This window comes from Aeromonas sp. 62-46 (genome assembly GCF_001898585.1).
In the GTDB taxonomy this organism is placed as follows: Bacteria; Pseudomonadota; Gammaproteobacteria; order Enterobacterales; family Aeromonadaceae; genus Aeromonas; species Aeromonas caviae.
The window spans coordinates 40,066-62,127 of the sequence record NZ_MKUI01000023.1 but is presented as its reverse complement, the minus strand read 5'-3'; the positions used below and the strand labels follow the sequence as shown (position 1 = coordinate 62,127).

Here is a 22,062-nt window from a genome sequence, read left to right as displayed (position 1 = left end):
TCGCGAGCCAGGGGACCCTGCCACCTCGTTTGGCTCAGACCCGGTAGTAGTCCCGATACCAGCGGACAAAGCCGTCGACCCCTTCCTTGAGCCCGATACGGGGGCGATAGCCCGTTGCGTCGAACAACGAGCGGGTGTCGGCCCAGGTGGCGAGCACGTCGCCGGGCTGCATGGGCAGCATGTTGCGGATGGCCCGTTTGCCGAGGGCCGACTCGATGGCATCCACGAAGTCCAGCAGCCTGACCGGGCTGCCGTTGCCGATGTTGAAGAGGCGATAGGGGGCCGGGCTGGCGTCCGGGGCCCCCTGCCAGTGGGCATCGCCCGCGGGGGGGCTGTCTGAGATGCGCACTATCCCCTCGACGATGTCGTCGACATGGGTGAAATCCCGGCTGAGCTGGCCCTGGTTGTAGAGGTCGATGGGGTCGCCGTTCAGGATGGCGCGCACGAACTTGAACAGGGCCATGTCGGGCCGGCCCCAGGGGCCGTAGACGGTGAAAAAGCGCAGCCCGGTGGTGGGCAGGCCGTAGAGATGGGAGTAGGAGTGGGTCATCAGCTCCCCCGCCTTCTTGCTCGCCGCATAGAGGGAGACGGGATGATCCGCCCCATCGGACGGCTTGAACGGCATCTGTTCGTTCAGCCCGTAGACCGAGCTGGAGGAGGCATAGACCAGATGTTGCACCCGGGTCTGGCGACACCCCTCCAGCACGGTAAGGTGGCCGGTGAGGTTGCTGTCGGCGTAGGCGAAGGGGTTGTCCAGGGAGTAGCGCACCCCGGCCTGGGCCCCCAGATGGATCACCCGGTCAAACTGCTCGTGGGCAAAGAGCGAGGCCATGGCCGCGCGGTCCGCGAGATCGAGGTGTTCGAAGCGAAAGCCGGGTAGAGGCGTGAGCAGGGCGAGGCGCGCCTCCTTGAGACTCACCGCGTAGTAGTCGTTGAGGTTGTCTATCCCCACCACCTGATGGCCGTCGCCACAGAGCCTGCGCGCCACATGAAATCCGATAAACCCGGCGGCGCCGGTGACGAGGTACTTCATCGCTCCTCCTGATGAGCCAGGCTGTCGCCACGGCCGATGGCATAGTAGGTGAAACCGCGCTGGCGTAGACGGGCCGGATCATAGAGGTTGCGGCCGTCGAAGATGATGGCCTGCTTCAGGGTCTGGCGAAGCAGGTCGAAATCCGGTGCGCGGAACTGTTGCCACTCGGTGCAGACGAGCAGGGCATCGGCCCCCTGAAGGGCGGCTTCCTGGGTGTCGCACAGGAGCAAATCTGCCCGCTGGCTATAGAGGCGGGCGGCCTCGGTCATGGCCTCGGGGTCGAACGCCTGCACCTGGCCTCCTGCCGCCCAGATCGCCTCCATCAGCACCCTGCTCGGGGCTTCGCGCATGTCGTCGGTATTGGGCTTGAAGGCGAGTCCCCATAACGCGAAGGTGTGCCCCGACAGACTGGCACCAAAATGGTGGTGCAGCCGGGTCATGAGCCTGTGTTTCTGCGCCTCGTTGACCCGCTCCACCGAGCGCAGCAGGGGGGTCTCGCACCCCGCCTCCTTCGCGGTGTGGATCAGCGCCCTGACATCCTTGGGGAAGCAGGATCCGCCATAACCGCAGCCTGGGTAGATGAAGTGGTGGCCGATGCGCGGATCGGCACCGATACCCTTGCGCACCTCCTCGATGTCGGCGCCCAGGGCTTCGGCCAGGGTGGCCATCTCGTTCATGAAGGAGATGCGGGTCGCCAGCATGGCGTTGGCGGCGTACTTGGTCAGTTCGGCGCTGCGTGCATCCATCCGCAGGATGCGGTCTCGCTTGCGGTTGAAGGGGGCGTAGAGCTCCTCCAGCAGGGAGAAGGCGTGATCGGAGTCGGTGCCGATGATGATGCGATCCGGCCGCAGGCAGTCGGCGACGGCGGCGCCCTCCTTGAGAAATTCGGGGTTGGAGACCACGTCGAGCGGAAGGTCGAGACCACGGTCGGCGAGGCGCTCCGCAATGTGTCGCCGTACCCGGCTGGCGGTGCCGACAGGGACTGTGCTCTTGTTGACCACCACCTTGCCCCCTTGCATCAGGCGGCCTATGGTGTCCGCCACCGTCATCACCTGATGGAGGTCGGCAGACCCGTCCTCGTCCGGCGGCGTTCCGACCGCGATGAAGATAAGCTCGGCAAACTCCACTGCCCGGGCCGGGTCTGTGGTGAAGATCAGGCGACCGGCCTGATGGTTGCGCTGCACCAGGGGGGCGAGGCCGGGCTCGAAGAGGGGAATGTGCCCCTCTTTCAGGCCCGCGACCTTGTCGGCATCCACATCCACGCAGGCCACCTTGTGACCCATCTCCGCCAGTACGGCGGCCTGAACCAACCCGACATAACCTATTCCGAATACGGTGACTCTCATCCGCTGTTGTTCCGCTGGCAGTGACAAGCGACTCATTCTAGAACGATTCGGGCGCGGGGGCAGCGGCCCGTTTCAGGTTTTTCAGCATCATGCCGGCGGTGAGTGTGGGACATTTTGGTGCAAGGATTGTAACGCCTGGATGACGCGCACCATTTTGGCGCGTGAAGGGCGGGACTTGTGATCCATCTCACTCAAATTGGAGACTGTCTGCATAACGAAGCCCCGGTTCACGGGGCTCGCTCCGCCCGACGGGCGGCCAACACTCTCTTGCTTCGCGACTGGATACCTGGTTATGGACAACACTTCACGCTCTGCGCACCCGCTCTATGAGGATGTGCTCGCCTTGCTGACCGCAGCAGGCTTCGTTTCCCTCGGCATCTTCCTGTTCCATCAGGTCGGCCTGCTCACCGGTGGCACCGCCGGCCTGGCGCTGCTGCTGCAACAGGTGACCGGCATCAGCTTCGGCCTGCTGTTCTTCGCCATGAACCTGCCTTTCTATGCCCTGGCCTGGCTCAGAATGGGGCCGCGTTTCACCCTCAATACCTTTGCCGCCGTGGCCACCGTCTCCTTCATGACGGATCACCTCAACGCCGTGCTGCAAATCGGCAAGATCGAACCCGTCTATGCGGCGCTGATCGGCGGCACCCTGATCGGCATGGGGCTGCTCATCATGTTCCGCCACAAGGCGAGCCTGGGGGGCTTCAACATCCTGGCGCTCTTCATTCAGGACAGATGGGGTGTGCGGGCAGGCAAGCTGCAAATGGGGCTGGATTGCGCCATCGTGGTCGCCTCTTTCTTCGTGGTCTCCCCCTGGCTGCTGGCGCTTTCCGTGGTGGCCGCCATCATCTGTAATCTGGTGTTGACACTCAATCACAAGCCGGGGCGCTACCAGATAGCCTGATGTACCCGTGGGGATTGCCCTGCTGGTCAGCCCAGGGCTGGATACCGCAAAAAGACAGAGCGCCTGATGGCGCTCTGTTGCTATCTGCCCCTGGGGGTCACACCACCATGGGGACGCCGCTCTCGGGGTGGTGGATCACCTGTGCGGGGTAGTCGTAGAGTCGCGCGATGAGCGCCGGGGTCAGCACCTCGCCTGCGCTGCCGTCAGCCATCAGCCTGCCCTGCTCCAGCATCACCAGCCTATCGGCGTAGCGGGCTGCCAGATTGAGGTCGTGCAACACCACCAGCACGGCGGTGTTGCGACCGGCCAGCGCCCGGGCCATGGCGAGCAACTGGTGCTGGTATTTGAGATCCAGCGCCGAGGTGGGCTCGTCCAGCAGCAGCAGCCGCGCTTGCTGCGGTTCCTCCGGGGCCTGCCAGATCTGGGCCAGCACCCGGGCGAACTGCACCCGTTGACGCTCCCCGCCGGAGAGGCCGGGATAGAGGCGGTTCGCCAGATGGTCGACCCCGGCGTGGGTCATGGCGGCGCGGACAATCTCGTCGCGCCGGCTGGCAGGCTCGCTGTGGGGCAGCCGGCCCATGGCCACCACCTCTTCGCACAGGAAGGGGAAGCTCAAGGAGGAGCTTTGCGGCAGCACACCGACCCTGTGGGCCAGAGCGTTGTCGGCCCACCCCCTGCGGGTCTGGCCGAACAGGTGGATCTCCCCTTCATGTTCCAGCTCGCCGGTCAGGCACTTGAGCAGTGAGCTTTTGCCCGCCCCGTTGGGGCCGAGCAGGGCGGTCAGGCTGCCGGCATGCAGGTCGAGATCCAGGCTGTCCAGGATAAGCCGGTTGCCACGACTGAGGCGAAGACCCCGGCAACTGATCAGGGGGGAGGGGGATCCGGGCAAGGTGACGATCTCCTGTTACAGGGTTCGGCGGCTCTTGACCAAGAGCCAGATGAAGAAGGGGGCCCCCAGCAGGGCGGTGATGATGCCGACGGGCAGCTCGGCCGGAGCGAGCAGGGTGCGTGCCAGCATATCGGCCCCCAGCAGCAGGCCAGCCCCCAACAGGGCAGACAGCGGCAACAGGCGGACATGGTTGGGACCGGCCAGCAGCCGTACCAGATGGGGAACCACCAGGCCGACAAAGCCGATCATGCCCGCCACGGCCACCGCCACGCCGACACCGGCAGCGGTGAGCAGGATGAGGCGACGCTTCAGTGTCTGCACGTTCACCCCCAGGTGCCGTGCCTCTCCTTCTCCCAGCAGCAGGGCGTTGAGGGGATTGGCATCGCGCATGAACAGCAGCAGCAAAGCGGCCAGGGTCAGCAGCGCCAGCGTCACATCGACCGGCTTGCCTGCCGCCAGGGAGCCCATCTGCCACAGACTCAGGTTGCGCAGCATCTGATCGTCGGCGAGGTAGGTGAGCAGTCCGATGACGGCGCCGGAGAGCGCCGTGATGGCCACCCCGGCCAGCAGCATCACGGTGACCGAGGTGCCCCCTTCCCGGGTACCCAGCAGATAGACGAGGGTGGTGGTGAGGGCTCCGCCGAGAAAGGCGAGCAGGGGCAGCAACCCCAGGCCGAGCAGGCTCTGCAGGTGCGAACCCAACGGGGCGAGCAACACGATGGCCAGGGCCGCGCCGAGTGCCGCCCCGCCCGACACCCCTATGATGCCGGGGTCTGCCAGGGGGTTGCGAAACAGTCCCTGCATGACGGCGCCGCAGAGGCCGAGAATGCCCCCCACGGCGATGCAGAGCAGGGTTCGTGGCAGACGGATCTCCTGCACGATCAATAATTTGTGAGCCTCAATCCCGCTCTGTGGTCCGGCAAACAGGGCGCGCAGGCTCTCGCCAAGGGAGAGGGACATGGGGCCGGTCGCGAGGGACCCGACCAGCAGCAACGCCAGCGCGCAGCCGGTCAGGGCGAGCAGCCAGGGCAGAGGCAGGCGCATCAGGAACCCTGCTTGATCCACTGGGCGATCTGGTTCGCCTGTTGCAGGGAACGAAGGCTGAGCCCCCCTTGCAGGGCATGCCCGTCGATGGCGTGGATGGCCTTGTTCTTGCCTGCCGGGGTGGCTGACAGGGCGGGCACCTGGCTCAGGACGGCGTCGGGATCCTGATACTGCTGCCAGTCGCGGCCGCTCACCAGCACCAGATCAGGTTGCAGCTCGATGAGGGATTCGGTGGAGACGGGCTTGTAGTCGTGGAGCCCAGCCACCGGATTGACGCCGCCCGCCAGGGTGACGAGGGCGCTGGCGGTGGTGTTGCCACCGGCGATGCTGGTGGGCTGACCCTTGTGCAGCAGCAGGAAGGCGACCTTGAGGGGCTTGTTCTGCTTCGCCTGCGCCGCCAGGGTGTCGCTCTGGGCGGCAATTTCCTCCTTGAGCTTGCTCCCTGCCGCCTGGTCACCCAGGAGATGGGCCAGGGTATCGATGCGCTCGTTGAGGTTGGCCAGCGTAGGGGCTGTGGCCATGACCTCGACCTTGACGTTGGCACGGCGCAACTGATCAAGCGTGCTGTTCGGGCCCATCTCGTCGCTGCCGACCACCAGGGTCGGAGAGAGGCTCAGGATCCCTTCGGCGGCGAGGGCGCGGTGATAGCCGACCTTGGGCACGCCTCTGGGCTCCGGACTGCTGACATCGGTGGCGACCAGGCTCTGCTCGCCCCCCAGCGCCAGGATGAGTTCCGTGGTGGCCGGGCCTATGCTGACGATACGCTCCACCGCCATGGCGGATGGGGAAGAGAGGGAAAGGGCACAGCCGAGCAGGCTGAATGCGAGGGCAAAACGACGGCCCATGCGAACCTCCGAAGGGTGAATGAAATAGGGTTGCCGCCGAGAATATCAAGTCGTCCATCAAAATGCACTGAGAATGAAAGCGATTATCAATTGCGTTACTTGGGGCGCTTTATTACAGTATCCGCCGCGACACCGAGCACCATCGCCAGATCATCCAGGGAGAACCGATGAGCATTGCACAACGCATTCAGGCGCTGCTGGAGCAAGACCCCAGTGCCCACCCGTCCACTATCGCCACCGAGCTGGCCGTCAGCGAGTGGGAGGTGGTACGCCATCTGCCTGCCGCCCTGATGACGTCAGTGCCGGCCGGGGAGGCCGAAGCCCTGCTGGCGGACCTGTCCAGCTGGGGGCAGGTGACCACCATCGTCGAATCCGATGGCTCCATCTTCGAGGTGAAGGCTCCCTTCCCCAAGGGCAAGAACGCGCGCGGCTACTACAACCTGATGGGGCGGGACGGCGAACTGCACGGCCACCTCAAGCTCGACAACGTGGCGGGTATCGCTCTGGTCAGCAAGCTCTTCATGGGCAAGGAAGGGCACTCCTTCCAGTTCTTCGGCCACAGTGGCCGCTGCATTTTCAAGATCTACCTGGGCCGGGACGAGCAGCGTCAACTGCTGCCTGAGCAGGTGGAGCGTTTCATGGCCCTGCGCCGTCAGTATCAAGAGGAAGTGAAAGCATGAGTGAACGTCAGGAGCGCCTGCAAAACCGCCTGCAACCGGAGATCCGCGAGTTCCGCGACGGTTGCCGTACCCTGCAGCTCGCCACTGTGGATGGCGAAGGCAACCCCAATGCCAGCTATGCCCCCTTCGTGCTGCAGGAAGATGGATACTATGTGCTCATCTCCGAGATAGCTCGCCACGCCCGCAACCTGCAACAGGTGCCCAAGGTATCGCTGATGCTGATCGAGGACGAAACCGGTGCCCGCGAGCTGTTTGCCCGCAAGCGTCTGACCTTCGATGCGGTCGCCGAGGTGGTGGCGCGCGACGACGCACGCTGGGAGAAGGCCGTTGCGGCGCTGGAAGGGCGCTTCGGCGAAATCGTCAAAGGGCTCTCCAACCTCAAGGACTTCGTGCTGTTTAGGCTCAAGCCCGAGCAGGGGCTGTTCGTCAAAGGATTCGGTCAGGCGTTCCGTGTCTCCGGCGACGAGCTGGTGGACTTCGTTCACCTGGTGGAAGGGCACAAACGCATCGACAATGGCGCCGAGCTGACCAGCCCGGCGGATGAACCCGTTTGAGGGGACAATCAGCGAGATGAGAAACGGGCAGCCTGGGCTGCCCGTTTTGTTGTTATGTCCCGGGTTACTCCTGCCAGCCTGCCAGGTTGGGGAAGGCATCGCGATCGGCCTGGGTGGCGCTCTCGTTGCATTCCCCGCGGATCTTCCAGGAGGTCTGGCTGAGGACGATATAGCCGCTTCGGCAATACTTGCGTGTGGCCAGCATCTGGGTGAGCTGCTCGTCCTGCAGGGCTTCCCGGCGTTCCAGCAAACTCTTGTCGCGGCGGCTCAGCCGGTTGTCATCTCCCTCCTGCAACCGGGTGGGCAGGACGTCGAGAGGGGCGGCCTCAAAGGTGAAGCGCTTGCTCCCGTCGTCGCTGATATGGGTGTGGAACAGGGGGGCCGGGCCATCGGGTGCTGCCCCCGGCAATCCGGAGCAGGCGGTGAGCGCCGGTAACAGCAGCGTGAGGGCAACGGCAGAGAGTAGACGCACACAAGACTCCAATCGGGTGTTCACATCAGGACGGGCAGCTTAACACGCCCGCTCGGGTTAAATGGTGGCCAGCAGCTCATCCGTCGTGAGCAGGGTCACGCTTCTGCCTTGAGGCAGGCTCAGATGCTGCCACATGAAGTGGTGGTGCTGGATGATCTGCTCCGCACTCAGGTGCGGCCTGTCCGCCGTGGTATGGGCGTCGGTCACCGCAAAGGCGTCAAAGCCCCTGGCGGCGGCGCTGCGCAACGTGGTATCGACGCAAAAGTCGGTGGCACAGCCGCAGATAAGCAGTCTGTCTACCGACTGCTCTGCCAGCAGGAAGCCGAGCTCGGTATCGAGGAAGCTGTCACAGGCGGTCTTGCGCACCCGGCTGTCGTGGGGAGACGGGGCCAGATCGGCGTGCAGTTGCCAGCCCGCACTGCCAGGTTCCAGTTCGGAACCCGGTTCGTCGTGTTGCACATAGATGACCCGTCCGTGTTGGCCCCGCACGCGATCGGCCAGACGATTGATGTTGGCGATGACCTGGGCATCCTGATGGCGGGGGTTATCGAACAACCCCTGTTGCATGTCGATGACGAGTAACACATCCATATGAAATCCTTGGGCTATTTTGAGGGTTGCAACCATTGGCTGCAGTCACGGCTTCGGGATTGATGCAGTGCGCCCATATCTTGCTTCATTTCCTTTGCATTTAGCCAGCGTTCCGGCAGGGGAGCGATGCGGACCCTGACATCGGCGTCTCTCCCGGGGGCTGTCTCGTCACCGGTTTGCGGCACGATGAGTGCCACCTTGAGTGCCGGATTGCGGCTGGCGATGCGACTGGCGATCCCGAGTCCCCCCTCCACGTGGAAGTTGCCTGCGATATGCATGATGCGCCTGCCGGGATGCTTGCCCAGATAATCCACCATGCTTTCGGCCATGGTGTCGTCCCAGCTGGTCTGGGCGGCGAAGCGACGGGCGTTGCCGTCCGCATCCCCATGGTGCATGGAAGCCATGAACTTCTGGCGGTAGCCGTCATCCCCCAGAGTCAGCTCGCGGGCCAGCTGGCTGCGGCGATTGGCCGGCAGTTTGTCGAGCCAGGCCGGTCCCTCCTGACCGACGCAGCTCACCAGAGGTTTGGGGGCATTAGCGGCAATCACTGGCAGGTGCTGCGCCTTGGCGAACTCCATCAGAGGGCGGTAATCACTCTGGTAGTTGGGCCAGGCATGGCCATCTCGAATGAGGGCCGATTCGCCGATGCGTCCGGCCAGGTAGGCATCCAGCACCGGCTGATCGGCGCGGCTGAACTGCTCCATGGAGAGTACCAGGGCCCGGCCATCGGCTTGCGATATCTCGTCAAGCCCCGCCAGCAGACGGGCCTGCAACAGATGGATGGCCGGGTGAGTGTGAAGTTCCCCCACCAGCACGATGTCGGCATCCGCCACCCGGGCCACCGCCTGCTCGAAGGTCAGCGCCTGCCCCTGGGCCGTATCGAGCCGTGCGTCATAGAGGGTCTCGGGTGGGGTGTTCTGCGACGTGGTGGCGCAGGCGGCCAGCAGCAGCAGCAGGGGCAGGGCGAGCAGGGGGAGTCGTCGGATCATGGTTACTCACTCAAGAAACAGAGGATGGGAAAAGGCTGCACCATGGGATGGCGGCATGGCGAGCGAAAAAGTGGCGCCAGTGTAAGGGGGAATGATGACAAAGTGAAATGAGAATGATTCACTTTATTATTGATCTTTGTCTCTGGCGGGGTAATATGCCTTCCGCTTGATAATAATTCTCAATAAGGACTTTGCAGTGGCGCACAACAACACCCCCTCCCTGATAGCCCTCGCCGTGGCGGCCGGGCTGATCTCCCCCGCTTTCGCCGCAGACAAGAAAGCCGATGAAGTCATGGTCGTCAGCGGCTCCCGGATGGAACAGAAGCTGGAAGATGTTTCCGGTCCCATCGCCGTCATTACCTCGGAGCAGATTGAAGAGCAGGTCGTCAGCAACGTCGCCGATCTGTTCCGCTATGAGCCCGGGGTGAGCGTGCAGGGAGGCGCAGGAGATGCCCAGACCTTCACCATTCGCGGCATGAGCGAAAACCGGGTCAAGGTGGTGCAGGACGGTGTGCGCCAGAACGATGCCTACAAGAACGGCGGCGTGGGTCAGACCTACTTCGACACCGATATGATCAAGCAGGTGGAAGTGGCCAAAGGGCCGGCCTCCGCCGCTTACGGTTCCGATGCCCTGGGAGGCGTCATTGCCATCACCACCAAGGATGCTGGCGACTTCCTCAAGGGCCGCGACAGCTATCTGGATGCGACCACGGGTTATGCCTCCAGCAGCCACCAGAGAATGGCCGGCATCACGGGTGCGCTGCGCGCCGGGGATGTCGAGAACCTGCTGCGCTACACCTGGCGCGATGGCGGTGTCACCCAGAATTATGACGGCGACAAGAACGAGTTCGACATCGTCAGCCAGGCCGTGCTGTTCAAGAGCAAGTGGAATCTCTCCGATGATCAGTTCCTGAAACTGACGGTGGATTACTTCACCGAGGGGCAGGATCCGGATGCCATCGATCTGACCAAGGCGGGCTCCGTCTTCAACCAGCCCATTACCGACAAGGAGACCGACAACCTCTCCCTGGTACTGGATCATGGCCTCGCCCTGAACGCCCCCTGGGCGGATCGCGTGGACAGCAAGATCTACTACAGCCGCGCCAAGCAGACCCTGGATCAGTACGCTTCGTCCAAGTATCCGGTCATGCCGGGCAACCCCTATGTGACCAAGAACTCCCTGGATCACAACGGTTTCGAGCAGGAGAGCCTGGGCGCCCAGGTGAAGTTCAACAAGGCGCTCGCCAGCCAGCGTCTGGCCTGGGGCCTGGAATACGAGCACACCGACAACGAGCGCACCCGCTTCAAGGGGCCGACCGTTCCGGGTGACTTCGTCGGCTACAACGAGCTGAGCTTCCCCTCCACCACCAGCGAGCGCAGTGCGCTCTGGGCCTTTGACGAGATCAAGTTCGGCGAGCGCTGGGTGCTGACCCCGGGCGTGCGTTACGACTACTACAAGATGACCCCGGACGAGGATCCCGCCTACACGGGCGAGAACATGAAGAAGATCTCCGAAGGGGAGTTCTCTCCCAAGCTGGGGCTGGTGTTCAAGGCGCACGAGGCAGCGAACCTGTTCGCCCAGTACAGCCACGGCTTCAAGGTGCCCATGTATGACAACGCCTTCTCCACCCTGAACCACCAGGTGTATGGCTATCGCATCGAGCCCAACCCGAACCTCAAGCCAGAGAGCAGCGACGGCATCGATCTGGGGGTGCGCGGCAGCCGTGGCGGGTTCAGCTATGAAGTGGCCACCTTCTACAACAAGTTCGACGACTTCATCGAGCTGACGGCCGTGGGCACCGAAGGCCGTACCGCCCTCTATCAGTACCAGAACCTGGACAAGGCGACCACCAAGGGGGCCGAGGCCAAGGCAGACTACTGGTTGAACGAGCTGGTCAACGTCTGGGGCAACCTGGCCTACATCGAGGGCAAGGATGGCGAGGGCAACTACATCAACAGCCTGAGCCCCCTGAACGGCAGTGTCGGGGTGCGTCTGGAGCAGCCGAACTGGAACATCAACACCGCATTGCGCTTTGCCGACGACATGGACAAGGTGGGCAAGGATGCGCGAGGCAACGACAACATCAAGAGCGCAGGCTGGGGCGTGGTGGATCTCTATGCCCAGTTCAAGCCGGTGCAGGACCTGCAGCTCAACGTGGGGGTGTTCAACCTGTTTGACAAGGAGTACGTGAGCTACGAGAGCATCACCGGCCTTGCCGCCACCGCAGATACCAGCAAGCAGACCGAGCCTGGCCGCAACCTCAGTGCACGGGTCAAGTACGTGTTCTGATGGTCGTCGACCAGCATGAAGGAAAAGGGGCCCTCGGGCCCCTTTTGTCATGAAGGTCGGCGTCTGCAAAAAAGAAACCCGCCAGGGGCGGGTGGAAGGATTGCAACACTCATCAGGAAGCGGTGTTACCCAATAGACAGGGGGATGTGACAAAGGTTCAACTTTATTGATAATTATGGTTTTTATCTGTCATGCCGCCTGGGGATCCCCGCCCCGAAATCGGTTATCATTTGTGCCCCTTGTCATGCAGCCCGAGCCTCTATGCCCGCGTTCTCCTGGTTAGCCCTGTTTTTTGGCGCCTTCTACTTCGTTTATGGCGCCTATCTGCCGTTCTGGTCGCTCTGGCTGGAAGGCATCGGGGTGAGTACTGAACAGATAGGGCTGTTGCTGGGGGTGGGCATGGCCATCCGCTTTGCCGGCAACCTGATGGTGATGGGGCGAGTCAAGGGGGCCGGCCAGTTGCTGCCCGTCACCCGGCTGCTCTGTCTGCTGAGTCTGCTGGCCTTCCTCGGTTTCTATCTGGGCCACAGCCTCTGGTGGCTGGTGATGCTGACCCTGGCGGCCAACTTCATCTACCCGACCCTGATGCCCATGGGAGAGGCGCTTGCCACCCGCATGGTGGTTCAGACCCACCTCGACTACGGCAAGGTGCGGCTGTGCGGCTCCTTTGCTTTTATCGTCGCCTCCACCCTGGTGGGGGCCCTGGTGGGCAACTTTGGCAGCGACTGGGTGCTGCACACCATGGTGGCCGGGCTGCTGATCATGCTGGGGCTCAGCCTGCTGCCGCTGCGGCCCGCCCCCCGGGAGCTGCAAGGGGAGCGGGCCAAGGCCTCGCTGCTCGTCACGCTCAGGTCGGCCCCGGTGCGCCGCTTCCTGCTCATCACCGCCCTGCTGCAGGGGAGCCACGCGGCCTACTACGGTTTCAGCGCCATCTACTGGAAGAGCGCCGGCTACAGCGGCACCCTGATCGGGTATCTCTGGGCTCTGGGAGTGGTGGCGGAGATCGCCATGTTCGCCGCGGACAAGCGCTTCCTCCAGCGCTTCGGCGCCCAGACCCTGTTTCTGGTGGGAGCCCTTGGCTGCGTGGTGCGCTGGGTGCTGCTCGGCAGTTCTACCGACCTGGCGGTGCTGGTGCTCGGCCAGCTGCTGCACGGGGTCACCTTCTGCGTCAGTCACCTCGGCGCCATCCGCTTCATGACCCGCCAGTTGCCCGCGGAGCAGCAGATCCCCACCCAGGCGCTCTATGCGGCCCTGGGTCTTGGCATGACGGTGGCGGCCCTGATGGCGATCTGCGGCGTGCTGTTCGAGCCGCTGGGGGGCGGCATCTTCTTTATCATGGTGCTGGTAGTGCTGCCGGTCTTCGTGTTGCGGCTGCGTGAAGAGAGCCCTGAACAGGGCCGATGACACAGGTCTGCCGGTCTCTGGCGCGGCAGGCCTCCGACTTATCTGGACAAGGGAAGTAGATAGATGCACCAAGGATGGCTGCTGATCGGGTTGTCGCTCGCCTATCTGGGCTTGCTGTTCCTCATCGCCTATGTGGCGGACAAGAACAAGCGCCGTCGCCCCAAGGGGCAGCCTCTGCTCTACAGCCTGTCGCTGGCGGTCTATTGCACCTCCTGGACCTTCTTCGGCACCGTGGGCCAGGCCAGCGAATCCCCCTGGTCGCCGGTGCCCATCTACCTGGGCCCCATGCTGGTGTTCCTGTTTGGCTGGCGCCTGCTGGCCCGCCTCATCCTGGTGGCCAAGCGTGAGCACATCACCTCCATCGCCGATTTCATTGCCGCTCGTTATGGCAAGTCCCAGCGCCTGGCCATGGTGATCAGCCTCATCGCCGTCATGGGGATACTTCCCTACCTGGTGCTGCAGCTCAAGGCGATCGTCACCGGGCTCGATCTGCTGATGGCCAACAGCACGGGGGTCAGCCCCACCAGCAACATGGCGGAGCTGGCGCTGGGGGTCACCCTGCTGCTGGCCCTGTTCAGCATTCTGTTCGGCACCCGCAACCTGGATGCCACCGAGCACCACAGGGGCATGGTGGTGGCCATCGCCTTCGAGTCCGTGGTCAAGCTGCTCGCCTTCATGGCGGTGGGGGGCTTTGCGCTCTGGCTCATCATCGCCAGACCGAGCGAGGCGCGTACCCTGGTGGCGGGCGACTTCCTCGATGCGGTGGTGGCGGTGACGCCGGGCGGCCTGCTGGAGCTCGCCATCTACACCCTGATCGCCATGTGTGCCGTCATCTGCCTGCCGCGCCAGTTTCACGTGACCGTGGTGGAGAACAACCAGGGGCAGGATCTGCACTGGGCCCGCTGGATCTTCCCCCTCTATCTCTTCCTGATGGGGCTCTTCATCTGGCCGCTGGCGCTGGCAGGCAAGCAGTGGGTCGGGGCAGACATGGCCTCGGACACCTATGTGATCAGCCTCCCCATGTCCCTCGGATTCGACGGCATGGCGATGCTGGCCTTCCTCGGCGGCACCTCGGCGGCCACCGGCATGGTGATCGTCTGCACCATCGCCCTGGCCATCATGGTGAGCAACGATCTGGTGTTGCCGGTCCTGCTGCGCCGGGTCTGGCAACAGGGGCGGGACGAGCGCCTGATGCGGTTGCTGCTGCAGGTGCGTCGGGGCGCCATCTTGTTGATTTTGCTGGCGGCCTGGGCGCTCTATCTCTGGCTCGGGGATCTCACCAGTCTGTCGCGCATCGGCTATCTCTCGTTCGGGGCCGTGGCCCAGTTCGCACCGGCCCTGCTGCTCGGCCTGTACTGGCGTCATGGCAATCGCAAGGGGGTCTATCTCGGGCTCGCCCTCGGGGTCAGCCTCTGGTTCGTGACCCTGCTGGCGGAGAGCGGACTGCTGGCAGGCTCCCCCCTCGAAGCCCTGCTGGCGCCCCCAGACTGGCCGGCGGTGCGGGATCTGAGTCTGGGGGCCTGGTGCCTCTTCCTGAGTCTTCTGCTCAACCTCGCCGGCTATGTGGCGGGCTCCCTGCTGTCACGGGCGGCGGTGAGCGAGCGGCTGCAGGCCGCCAACTTCGTCGGCAAGACGAGCCGGGACACCTCGGCGCTTTATCATGCGCGGGTCTCGGTGAAGGAGCTGGAGATGCTGGCGGCCCGCTTCGTCGGTTCCAGCCGCGTCAAGCGGGCCTTCGGTCGCTTCGCCGGCGAGCGGGGAGGCACCCTGGCGCCCCAGATGCAGGCCTCCGCCGAGCTCATCGCCCACACGGAGCGACTGCTGGCGGGGGTATTCGGCACCTCGTCCGCCCGCCTGGTGCTGGCCTCTGCCCTGCAGGGACGCAACATGCAGCTCGAGGAGATCGCCACCATAGTGGACGAGGCCTCCGACATGTTCCGCTTCAACCGCGGCCTGTTGCAGGGGGCAATCGAACACATGGGGCAGGGGATCTCCGTGGTGGACAGGGAGCTCAGGCTGGTGGCCTGGAACCGACGCTACATCGAGCTGTTCTCCTATCCCCCCGGTCTCATTCAGGTGGGCCGTTCCATCGAGGAGATCATCCGCTACAACGCCGGACAGGGGTTGTGCGGTCAGGGAGACATCGAGGCCCAGGTGGCGCGGCGGGTTGCCTTCATGAAGCGTGGCAGCCCCCATGTCTCGGCGCGGGAGCGTCCCGATGGCCGGGTCATCGAGATGCAGGGCAACCCCATGCCTGCGGGGGGCTTTGTCATGACCTTCACCGATATCACCCCGTTCAGGGCGGCGGAGCGGGTGCTGCGGGAAGCGAACGAGCACCTGGAGGCGCGGGTGGCCGAGCGCACCCACGAGCTCTCCGAACTCAACCGCCAACTGCTGCTGGTAAACCAGCAGGTGGAGCGGGCCAACCAGTCCAAGAGCCGGTTCCTTGCGGCGGTGAGCCACGACCTGACCCAGCCGCTGAACGCGGCCAAGCTCTTTACCTCCTCCTTGCTGGAGATGCTGCCCCCGGAGGACGAACCGACCCGCATCGCTCGCCACATCGACGACGCCCTGGGGGCGACCGAGGATCTCATCACGGATCTGCTGGACATCTCGCGCCTCGAGGCGGGCAAGTTCAAGGCGAAGAAGCTCGATTTCGCCCTGAGCGATGTGCTGGACAATCTCAAGGCGGAATTCGGCGTGCTGGCCCAGGCCGGTGGGATCCAGTTCTCCGTGGTGGAGAGCCGCCTTGCGGTCTACAGCGATGTGCGCTTGCTGCGGCGGGTGTTGCAGAACTTCCTCACCAACGCATTTCGCTACAACCCCGGCGGTCGGGTGCTGCTCGGCTGTCGCCGCATGGGGGATAAGGTGCGCATCGAGGTGTGGGACAACGGCCCCGGCATCCCGGAGGGCAAGCAGGAGGCGATCTTCGACGAGTTTTCCCGCCTCGATCACTCCCGCACCGCCAGGGAGCAGGGGCTTGGCCTCGGGCTCGCCATCGCCCGCGGCATTTCGCTGGTGCTGGGTCATCAGCTCTCCCTGCGCAGCTGGCCCGGAGCGGGGTCCGTCTTTGCCATCACCCTGAACCTCGCGACCCGGCCCGTCATCCCCAGCCAGGTGACGACCCCGGCCCTGCGAGACAGTCAGCTGGAAGGGGTCAGGATCCTCTGCATCGACAACGAGGAGGATATCCTCATCGCCATGGCCTCGCTGCTGGGACGCTGGGGCTGCGAGGTGCGCTGTGCCCAGAGCCTGGAGCAGGCGGAAGAGATCATCGGCGGCGGCTTCCTGCCTGCGCTGGTGCTGTCGGATTATCACCTGGATGACGGCAAGACCGGGTTGCAGGCGCTGCACATGATCAGGCTGGCCCACGGCAACGGTATCGGCGGCATCATCATCAGTGCGGATCGCAAGAGCGAGTTGCAGGCACAGATCCGTGAGCACGGCTTCGGCTACGTGAGCAAACCGGTCAAACCTCTCAAGCTGCGCGCCCTGATGAACAGCCTGCTGATGCCGGTTCAGTGACTGGTCTCACAGAATCGAGCATTGGCTGAAAATTTATTGAATGCCATCCAGACGTCATGATCGCCGATGATGGCGCCACTTTCGTCGCCATTTTTCGTGATTGGTGATAATTGAGTCTTGTTGGGTGTCACTTTTGGCAGGTGGCACCCGGGCGACTCTCCTCTATAGTCATTCGGCGATTATTTTTGTCGCAAATCAAGTTGTGCAAAAAGGCAAACCGGATGAAAGTCCGGGACGCAAAGCTTCCGGTCTAAGGGTCTGCGTACCTAGGATAGCGGGGCCACCACAGGTTGTATCGTCCATGGGCCAAGCCATGGTTGCGATGTTGTCTGCGTTACCTGGCAGGTTGCGTTGCCTTTTTCGTTGTTAATTCCAATAACGAAATAAGGAAGTTCAAATATGTTAAGTCCAAAACTTTCCCTGCTGGCGCTTCTGGTCGGGGGGCTTTGCACTACCTCCGCCTTCGCCGCTGCCCCGGGCAAACCCACCATTGGCTCCGGCCCCACCAAGTTTGCCATCGTTGAAGTCAATCAGGCCGCTTCGGCCTACAACCAGCTGGTGACCGTCCACAAGGATGGCGCTCCCGTCAGCGTGACCTGGAACCTCTGGTCCGGTGACGTCGGACAGACCGCCAAGGTACTGCTCGATGGCAAGGAGGTGTGGTCAGGCCCGGCCTCCGCCGCGGGTACTGCCAACTTCAAGGTCACCAAGGGGGGGCGTTACCAGATGCAGGTGGCCCTGTGCAACGCCGACGGCTGCACCCTCTCCGACAAGAAGGAGCTGATGGTCGCCGATACCGACGGCAGCCACCTGGCGCCGCTCAATGCGCCCCTCAAGGAGAACAACAAGCCCTACGCCAACAAGTCCGGCAAGGTGGTGGGGGCCTACTACGTGGAGTGGGGTGTCTATGGTCGCAAGTTCACCGTGGACAAGATCCCGGCCCAGAACCTGACCCATATCCTCTACGGCTTCACCCCCATCTGCGGTGGCAACGGCATCAACGACAGCCTCAAAGAGATCTCCGGCAGCTTCGAGGCGTTGCAGCGCTCCTGTGCGGGCCGCGAAGACTTCAAGGTCTCCATCCATGATCCCTGGGCGGCGATCCAGATGTCTCAGGGCAACCTCAGCGCCTGGGATGAGCCCTACAAGGGCAACTTCGGCAACCTGATGGCCCTCAAACAGGCCCACCCGGACCTCAAGATCCTGCCGTCTGTCGGCGGATGGACCCTCTCCGATCCCTTCTATTTCCTGGGTGACAAGACCAAGCGCGATACCTTCGTCGCCTCGGTCAAAGAGTTCCTGCAGACCTGGAAATTCTTCGACGGCGTGGACATCGACTGGGAGTTCCCGGGCGGACAGGGGGCCAACCCCAGCCTGGGCGGCCCGAATGACGGCGCTACCTATGTGGTGCTGATGAAGGAGTTGCGAGCCATGCTCGATGAACTGGAAGCCGAGACCGGCCGCCAGTATGAGCTGACCTCGGCCATCAGCGCCGGCGGTGACAAGATTGCCAAGGTGGATTATCAGGCGGCCCAGCAGTACATGGACCACATCTTCCTGATGAGCTACGACTTCAGCGGCGCCTTCGACCTGACGAATCTGGCCCACCAGACCAACCTCTTTGCCTCCAGCTGGGATCCGGCCACCAAGTACACCACCGACAAGGGCGTCAAGGCGCTGCTGGGTCAGGGGGTGACACCGGGCAAGATAGTGGTGGGGGCGGCCATGTATGGCCGTGGCTGGACCGGAGTGAAGAACTACCAGGCCGGCAACCCCTTCACCGGCACCGCCACCGGACCGGTGAGCGGTACCTGGGAAAATGGCGTGGTGGATTACCGCGACATCGTCAACAACCGCATGGGCGCAGGCTGGGAGCAGGGCTATGACGAGTCGGCCGAGGCCCCCTATGTCTTCAAGGCCAGCAGTGGCGACCTCATCACCTTTGACAACGACCGCTCGGTCAAGGCCAAGGGGCAGTACGTGCTGGCGAACCAGCTCGGCGGTCTGTTCGCCTGGGAAATTGATGCGGACAACGGCGACATCCTCAACGCCATGCACGAGGGGCTGGGCCACGGCGAGGGTACGCTGCCGCCGGCCAACAAGCCGCCGGTTGCCAATGCCGGCAGCGATCTGAGTGCCACCGGCCCGGCCGAGGTGACCCTCAACGGCAGCGCCTCCCACGATCCGGAAAACGGGGCGCTGACCTACAGCTGGAAACAGGTCTCCGGACCCCAGGCCAGCCTGCTGGATGTTACCCAGGCCAAGGCCCGTGTGGTACTGGATGCCGTCAGCAGCGATATCAATCTGGTGTTCGAGCTGACCGTGACGGACGATCAGGGGCTCTCGGCCAAGGATCAGGTGGTGGTCACCAACAAGGCGCCGCAGCCGAACCTGCCCCCCGTGGTCAGCGTACCGGCCAGTGCGACCGTCGAGGCCGGCAAGCAGGTGAGCATCAAGGCCACCGCTTCCGACCCCAATGGTGATGCCTTGAGCTATCAGTGGACAGTGCCGGCCGGGCTCAGCGCCACCGGTCTGGACAGCGCGACCCTGGTGGTGACGGGCTCGAACGTGACCAGTGATACGGCCTACGATCTGACCCTGGTGGTCACCGACGGGGCGCTGGATGCCACAGCCGTTACCCGCCTGACCGTCAAGCCGGCCAGTACAGGTGGTGGCTGCGAGGCCAGCGATCCGGATGCGGCCAACCATCCGGCCTGGAGTGCAGGTACCGTCTACAACACCAATGACAAGGTGAGCCACAAGCAACTGGTGTGGCAGGCCAAGTATTGGACCCAGGGCAACGAGCCGAGCCGCACCGCCGATCAGTGGAAACTGGTGAGCCAGGTGCAACTGGGTTGGGATGCCGGAGTGGTCTACAACGGCGGTGATGTCACCAGCCACAACGGCCGCAAGTGGAAGGCCCAGTACTGGACCAAGGGCGATGAGCCCGGCAAGGCCGCCGTCTGGGTCGATCAGGGCGCGGCGAGCTGCAACTGATCTGCCGTGATGAAAAATGGGGCCGAGGGCCCCATTTTTTGTCTTACTGCGTGGTCGGGTGTCTCTTCCCTGTCAGGGGAAAGGCGCACTCGCTTTGTCAAAAAGGCCCGTCAGGGCTTTTTTTCATGGTATGTCACCGGTTCACAGCGGTTTTTGCCACAGGCTGAGCAGCAGATCCTGCTCGAGGGCGTCGGGCCCCTGGTGGGTGAAGGCGTGGCGCTGCTCGCCGCTGGCACGCCAGCCGAGGCGACTGGTCTCCAGAATGTGCTCGCGCAGGCCCTGATCCAGCGCCGTACTGAACTGGGCGCGTTGCTGGGCAACACTGACGAGCCCGGTGAAGGCGGGCCAGCTCAGGGGATGTTCCATGCTCACCGGATTGAGGCTGACGCGCAATTGCCACTGATGGCGAGGGCCTGGCTGCACGTGGAGCAGATAGCCGCCCGGCGCCAGCCAGCTGACCAGGAGTTCCGTCTTGACCTTGAGGTCGTTGACCAGTAGCACCTGGGCCGTGCCAGGCAGCAGCGGGGCGCGCGCCGGGTCGGCGATGACGAACTGGCCTTCCGGTTGCGCCTTGTTGGCGGCGAAGATGGCATTCTTGGCCAGATCGAAACCGCCGACCTGCCAGCCGGGCAGCCGCTCAGCCAGGGCGCGGCAGTAGTACCCCTCGCCACAGCCGAGGTGGACAAGCTCGCGCTCGCCAAGAGGAGCGAGCAGGTTCGCCATGGCGTCCACCAGAGGCAGCTGGTGGCCTTGTTCCAGGAAGCGGCGCTTGGCGCGCAGCAGGGCCCGGCTGTCGCTGTCCTTGGGGTTCTTCTTGCCGGGGATGAGGTCCAGATAGCCTTCCGGTGCGGGATCGAAATGGTGCTTGTTGTCGCAATAGACCCCGCGGGAGGCGGCATGAAGGTGCAGGGGGCTGCGGCAAAGGGGGCATTGAAGGTGCATAGGAGTTCTCTTGGCGAAGGCCATGACGGCGGGGCGTTCGGGATTATAGGGGAGAGGATCGGAAAAGGCTGCCATGGGCAGCCTTTTTATCCAACGGCGCTGTGCGGGCGCCGTCGGCGGAACCCGGTCAGCGGGTACCAAACACCACTATGGTCTTGCCGTGGGCGGAGATGAGCTCCTGCTCTTCCAGCATCTTGAGGATGCGGCCGACGGTTTCACGGGAGCAGCCGACGATCTGGCCGATCTCCTGGCGGGTGATCTTGATCTGCATGCCATCCGGGTGGGTCATGGCATCCGGCTGTTTGGCCAGGTTGAGCAGGGTCTGGGCAATGCGGCCGGTCACGTCCAGGAAGGCGAGGTTGCCGACCTTCTGGCTGGTGTGTTGCAGGCGCTTGGCCATTTGACCGGATAGACGCATCAGGATGTCCGGGTTGACCTGGATCAGCTGGCGGAACTTCTTGTAGGAGATCTCGGCGACTTCGCAGGCGCCTTTGGCACGTACCCAGGCGGAACGCTCCGGATTCTCGTTCTCTTCGAACATCCCCATCTCGCCCAGGAAATCCCCCTGATTCAGGTAGGAAAGGATCATCTCCTTGCCTTCGTCATCCTTGATCAGGACGGCGACGGTGCCCTTGACGATGTAGTAGAGGGTTTCCGCTTTTTCACCGGCGTGGATCAGGGTGCTCTTGGCGGGATACTTATGAATGTGGCAATGCGACAAGAACCACTCAAGGGTGGGATCGCTTTGCGGTTTGCCAATGATCATGAGACTTCCTCTGTAGTGTCATTTTTATGGACTGTGCGTCCAGGCAAGTTGCCAAGCTTGCCATTCCTTACTCTTTGGTCGCAGTAGAATAAGAGCCTTTGCCTGTGCTGACAAGGCTTTGGGGTTTTGCCGTCCACCGGTGAGCCGCCATCTGCTGCGTCGTCCGGGGCATTCTAGGCAAGAAGAGGAGGTCGGATGTTGATTTCGATCTATTTCCCTTTGGGTCGTCGTCCGTTTCGCAGGAGAGGCTGCTGTCGCCACAAACGGGGCTTTATCGTCGGGAACGGGCAAGATCCTGGCGCATGTGCCACTCGACCCCGGCTTGAGGTATGCTATGGGCGTTAGAACCGTTGTCATTGAGAGGAAAGTGAGAGATGAAAGCCAAGGTCAGCTGGGTGGAAGGCATGAAGTTTGTGGGGGAGAGCGAGTCCGGTCATCAGGTGACCCTGGATGGCGCCAACCCGGGTGAAGGTGCCAGCCCGATGGAGATGATCCTGCTGGCTGTCGGCGGTTGCAGCTCCATCGATGTGGTCTCCATTCTGGAGAAGGCCCGTCAGTCCGTGACCGCCTGCCATGTCGAACTGGAAGGGACCCGCGCCGATACCGTTCCCCGGGTATTTGAGCAGATCCACCTCAAGTTCGTGGTGACCGGCAAGGGGCTGGCGGAGAAGCAGGTCGCCCGTGCGGTGGATCTGTCCATGGAAAAATATTGTTCAGTTTCCCTGATGTTGGAAAAAGCGGTAGAAATTACCCATAGTTATCAAATCCTTGAGGGTTGACCGCTATAGTTTGTC

18 protein-coding genes and 1 riboswitch are annotated in these 22,062 nt (G+C 63.3%); of the genes, 8 read left to right on the top strand and 10 right to left on the bottom strand.

What is annotated here, in order from left to right:
• Window positions 1-34 precede the first annotated feature (34 nt).
• Complete coding sequence (locus BGO64_RS08505) at window positions 35-1,033, bottom strand: NAD-dependent epimerase (protein ID WP_286700466.1); 999 nt, start codon at window positions 1,031-1,033, stop codon at window positions 35-37.
• Complete coding sequence (locus BGO64_RS08500) at window positions 1,030-2,379, bottom strand: UDP-glucose dehydrogenase family protein (RefSeq protein ID WP_286700465.1); 1,350 nt, start codon at window positions 2,377-2,379, stop codon at window positions 1,030-1,032. Before BGO64_RS08500 ends, BGO64_RS08505 begins: the two co-directional genes overlap by 4 nt.
• A gap of 292 nt (window positions 2,380-2,671) precedes the next feature.
• On the opposite strand from BGO64_RS08500, the gene BGO64_RS08495 reads away from it, so the two are divergent.
• Window positions 2,672-3,280, top strand: coding sequence for a YitT family protein (locus BGO64_RS08495; protein ID WP_039040037.1), 609 nt, complete (start codon window positions 2,672-2,674; stop codon window positions 3,278-3,280).
• 97 nt (window positions 3,281-3,377) lie between these two features.
• Here BGO64_RS08495 and BGO64_RS08490 read toward each other — a convergent pair whose 3' ends face one another.
• Genes BGO64_RS08490 through BGO64_RS08480 form a run of 3 tightly spaced genes read right to left on the bottom strand, consistent with a single transcriptional unit; the run spans window position 3,378 to window position 6,058 of the window.
• Entirely contained in the window at window positions 3,378-4,169 is a 792-nt protein-coding gene (locus tag BGO64_RS08490; RefSeq protein WP_286700464.1) for a heme ABC transporter ATP-binding protein, read from the bottom strand.
• Between the two features lie 15 nt (window positions 4,170-4,184).
• A complete protein-coding gene (locus BGO64_RS08485) occupies window positions 4,185-5,216 on the bottom strand; it encodes a FecCD family ABC transporter permease (RefSeq protein ID WP_039040072.1) in 1,032 nt (343 codons plus the stop codon).
• Window positions 5,213-6,058, bottom strand: a complete 846-nt coding sequence (locus tag BGO64_RS08480) for a heme/hemin ABC transporter substrate-binding protein (protein WP_286700463.1) — start codon at window positions 6,056-6,058, stop codon at window positions 5,213-5,215. The genes BGO64_RS08485 and BGO64_RS08480 overlap by 4 nt, the downstream gene beginning before the upstream one ends.
• A gap of 167 nt (window positions 6,059-6,225) precedes the next feature.
• Here BGO64_RS08480 and hutX point away from each other — a divergent pair, with 167 nt between their 5' ends.
• Both hutX and hutZ read left to right on the top strand, forming a co-directional pair.
• On the top strand, window positions 6,226-6,738 hold the full coding sequence (hutX, locus tag BGO64_RS08475) for a heme utilization cystosolic carrier protein HutX (RefSeq protein ID WP_286700462.1): 513 nt from the start codon (window positions 6,226-6,228) through the stop codon (window positions 6,736-6,738).
• Window positions 6,735-7,292, top strand: a complete 558-nt coding sequence (hutZ, locus tag BGO64_RS08470) for a heme utilization protein HutZ (protein WP_010673228.1) — start codon at window positions 6,735-6,737, stop codon at window positions 7,290-7,292. The genes hutX and hutZ overlap by 4 nt, the downstream gene beginning before the upstream one ends.
• Before the next feature lie 64 nt (window positions 7,293-7,356).
• Here the strand turns inward: hutZ and BGO64_RS08465 are convergent, their stop codons facing one another.
• The 3 genes from BGO64_RS08465 to BGO64_RS08455 are packed head-to-tail and all read right to left on the bottom strand — an operon-like array spanning window position 7,357 to window position 9,344.
• Window positions 7,357-7,764 carry a hypothetical protein gene (locus BGO64_RS08465; protein ID WP_201896623.1) on the bottom strand — a complete coding sequence of 136 codons (408 nt, stop codon included), beginning with the start codon at window positions 7,762-7,764 and terminating at the stop codon, window positions 7,357-7,359.
• A gap of 57 nt (window positions 7,765-7,821) precedes the next feature.
• On the bottom strand, window positions 7,822-8,355 hold the full coding sequence (locus BGO64_RS08460; RefSeq protein WP_182957147.1) for a cysteine hydrolase family protein: 534 nt from the start codon (window positions 8,353-8,355) through the stop codon (window positions 7,822-7,824).
• Between the two features lie 14 nt (window positions 8,356-8,369).
• Window positions 8,370-9,344, bottom strand: a complete 975-nt coding sequence (locus BGO64_RS08455) for a ChaN family lipoprotein (protein ID WP_286700461.1) — start codon at window positions 9,342-9,344, stop codon at window positions 8,370-8,372.
• A gap of 196 nt (window positions 9,345-9,540) precedes the next feature.
• On the opposite strand from BGO64_RS08455, the gene BGO64_RS08450 reads away from it, so the two are divergent.
• The 4 genes from BGO64_RS08450 (at window position 9,541) to BGO64_RS08435 (ending at window position 19,560) form a co-directional block, all read left to right on the top strand.
• The gene (locus tag BGO64_RS08450) at window positions 9,541-11,634 is read left to right on the top strand and encodes a TonB-dependent hemoglobin/transferrin/lactoferrin family receptor (RefSeq protein ID WP_286700460.1); all 2,094 of its coding nucleotides are present in this window, start codon (window positions 9,541-9,543) and stop codon (window positions 11,632-11,634) included.
• Between the two features lie 261 nt (window positions 11,635-11,895).
• A complete protein-coding gene (locus BGO64_RS08445) occupies window positions 11,896-13,038 on the top strand; it encodes a 3-phenylpropionate MFS transporter (protein WP_286700459.1) in 1,143 nt (380 codons plus the stop codon).
• A 63-nt stretch (window positions 13,039-13,101) separates the two neighbouring features.
• A complete protein-coding gene (locus BGO64_RS08440) occupies window positions 13,102-16,563 on the top strand; it encodes a hybrid sensor histidine kinase/response regulator (RefSeq protein WP_286700458.1) in 3,462 nt (1,153 codons plus the stop codon).
• Between the two features lie 201 nt (window positions 16,564-16,764).
• Window positions 16,765-16,851, top strand: a riboswitch (cyclic di-GMP riboswitch).
• Window positions 16,852-16,962: 111 nt separating this feature from the next.
• On the top strand, window positions 16,963-19,560 hold the full coding sequence (locus tag BGO64_RS08435; protein ID WP_103244364.1) for a glycosyl hydrolase family 18 protein: 2,598 nt from the start codon (window positions 16,963-16,965) through the stop codon (window positions 19,558-19,560).
• Between the two features lie 141 nt (window positions 19,561-19,701).
• On the opposite strand, the gene BGO64_RS08430 is transcribed toward BGO64_RS08435, so the two are convergent.
• Both BGO64_RS08430 and crp read right to left on the bottom strand, forming a co-directional pair.
• Entirely contained in the window at window positions 19,702-20,502 is an 801-nt protein-coding gene (locus BGO64_RS08430; RefSeq protein WP_069651817.1) for a putative RNA methyltransferase, read from the bottom strand.
• Between the two features lie 127 nt (window positions 20,503-20,629).
• Entirely contained in the window at window positions 20,630-21,268 is a 639-nt protein-coding gene (gene crp / locus BGO64_RS08425; RefSeq protein ID WP_010673237.1) for a cAMP-activated global transcriptional regulator CRP, read from the bottom strand.
• A 374-nt stretch (window positions 21,269-21,642) separates the two neighbouring features.
• Here crp and BGO64_RS08420 point away from each other — a divergent pair, with 374 nt between their 5' ends.
• On the top strand, window positions 21,643-22,047 hold the full coding sequence (locus BGO64_RS08420; protein WP_010673238.1) for an OsmC family protein: 405 nt from the start codon (window positions 21,643-21,645) through the stop codon (window positions 22,045-22,047).
• Window positions 22,048-22,062: the final 15 nt, after the last annotated feature.

Excerpts from the sequence above, each read along its gene's own strand:
- BGO64_RS08460 (WP_182957147.1), bottom strand. The coding sequence starts at position 8,355 with ATGGATGTGTTACTCGTCATCGACATGCAACAGGGGTTGTTCGATAAC.
- BGO64_RS08420 (WP_010673238.1), top strand. The coding sequence starts at position 21,643 with ATGAAAGCCAAGGTCAGCTGGGTGGAAGGCATGAAGTTTGTGGGGGAG.
- BGO64_RS08445 (WP_286700459.1), top strand. The coding sequence starts at position 11,896 with ATGCCCGCGTTCTCCTGGTTAGCCCTGTTTTTTGGCGCCTTCTACTTC.
- BGO64_RS08480 (WP_286700463.1), bottom strand. The coding sequence starts at position 6,058 with ATGGGCCGTCGTTTTGCCCTCGCATTCAGCCTGCTCGGCTGTGCCCTT.
- BGO64_RS08430 (WP_069651817.1), bottom strand. The coding sequence starts at position 20,502 with ATGCACCTTCAATGCCCCCTTTGCCGCAGCCCCCTGCACCTTCATGCC.
- BGO64_RS08455 (WP_286700461.1), bottom strand. The coding sequence starts at position 9,344 with ATGATCCGACGACTCCCCCTGCTCGCCCTGCCCCTGCTGCTGCTGCTG.
- BGO64_RS08500 (WP_286700465.1), bottom strand. The coding sequence starts at position 2,379 with ATGAGAGTCACCGTATTCGGAATAGGTTATGTCGGGTTGGTTCAGGCC.
- crp (WP_010673237.1), bottom strand. The coding sequence starts at position 21,268 with ATGATCATTGGCAAACCGCAAAGCGATCCCACCCTTGAGTGGTTCTTG.
- BGO64_RS08440 (WP_286700458.1), top strand. The coding sequence starts at position 13,102 with ATGCACCAAGGATGGCTGCTGATCGGGTTGTCGCTCGCCTATCTGGGC.
- BGO64_RS08435 (WP_103244364.1), top strand. The coding sequence starts at position 16,963 with ATGTTAAGTCCAAAACTTTCCCTGCTGGCGCTTCTGGTCGGGGGGCTT.
- hutZ (WP_010673228.1), top strand. The coding sequence starts at position 6,735 with ATGAGTGAACGTCAGGAGCGCCTGCAAAACCGCCTGCAACCGGAGATC.
- hutX (WP_286700462.1), top strand. The coding sequence starts at position 6,226 with ATGAGCATTGCACAACGCATTCAGGCGCTGCTGGAGCAAGACCCCAGT.
- BGO64_RS08505 (WP_286700466.1), bottom strand. The coding sequence starts at position 1,033 with ATGAAGTACCTCGTCACCGGCGCCGCCGGGTTTATCGGATTTCATGTG.
- BGO64_RS08495 (WP_039040037.1), top strand. The coding sequence starts at position 2,672 with ATGGACAACACTTCACGCTCTGCGCACCCGCTCTATGAGGATGTGCTC.